Source organism: Actinomadura sp. 7K534, from assembly GCF_004348575.1.
GTDB classification, from domain to species: Bacteria; Actinomycetota; Actinomycetes; order Streptosporangiales; family Streptosporangiaceae; genus Spirillospora; species Spirillospora livida.
Window position 1 is genome coordinate 1 of sequence record NZ_SMKB01000511.1, and the last position, 908, is coordinate 908.

The following is a 908-nucleotide window of genomic DNA, read 5'->3' on the forward strand; positions in this document are numbered from 1 at the left end:
GGCCGGGAACTCGGGGGCGACGGAGATGGAGGTGGGTCAGGTCAGGGCCGACAGGAGGGCTAGGAAGGGGTCTGACGGGTCGGTGTCGGTGAAGTCGGTGGGAGCTGCGGCCTCTAAGGCGGCGGCGTGTTCGTAGAGGTCTCGTTCGGCACGGTCCAGAACGGTGGACAGTACGTAGTCGATGACCGTCCAGCCGGCCAGCTCGGCCGCCTTACGGATCACGAGGATCTGTTCCGCGGACATCCGCAAGGCGATGTGATCGTCGGCGTGGGTGGCGGGAAGGTCCTGGTGAACCGACTCAGACATGGCCGGTCTCCTTCCTTGCGGCATCTAAAAGTACGCCCAGTCGTCACCTCGGGACATCCCCACAGAGGACGAGAATCACCGCACGGGGGACTAATCGGCGGGCGCGGCTACCAGGCGCATTCAAGGGTGTGCGAAGGGGTCCCCAATGACCGGCGGCGCGGCCAAATCGCATATCTCTTGGTGAAAGCCCGGTAACACTCCGTTCCAAAATTCGCCTTCCTGGAAAGTGCATGTCTCGGCGTCGGCCGGAGGCAGTCGGCATCGGCTGCGGTGCCTGACCCCGGGGAGGCACATGTCGGTGCGCCGCCGCCGTCGTCGTCAGGACGGCGGGCCGAAACGGCGGGCCGCCGGGACGGTGGCCCCCGGGTCGGGACGTCCGGCCGGGTCGGGATGCCCGGTTTGGATGGCGGGTCGGGACGTCAGGTCGGGACTTCGGGCCGCCGGGTCGGACCTCCGGCCGGGTCGGGACGTCCGGTCGGGATGGCGGGTCGGGATGGCGGGTCGGGGCGTCGGGCCGCTGGGACGGTGGCCGCCGGGTCGGAGCGCCCGCTCGGGGCGGCGGGTCGGGATTCCGGGTCAGGACGCCTGGTCGGGATGGGGGG

General features: G+C 69.7%; 1 protein-coding gene. It reads right to left on the reverse strand.

The window, feature by feature from the left end; all coding sequences use genetic code 11:
* Positions 1 to 36: 36 nt before the first annotated feature.
* Positions 37 to 306, reverse strand: a complete 270-nt coding sequence (locus E1266_RS37455; protein WP_165966387.1) for a DUF1778 domain-containing protein — start codon at positions 304 to 306, stop codon at positions 37 to 39.
* Positions 307 to 908: the final 602 nt, after the last annotated feature.

Coding starts and splice junctions, on each gene's coding strand:
- E1266_RS37455 (WP_165966387.1), bottom strand. CDS start 306: ATGTCTGAGTCGGTTCACCAGGACCTTCCCGCCACCCACGCCGACGAT.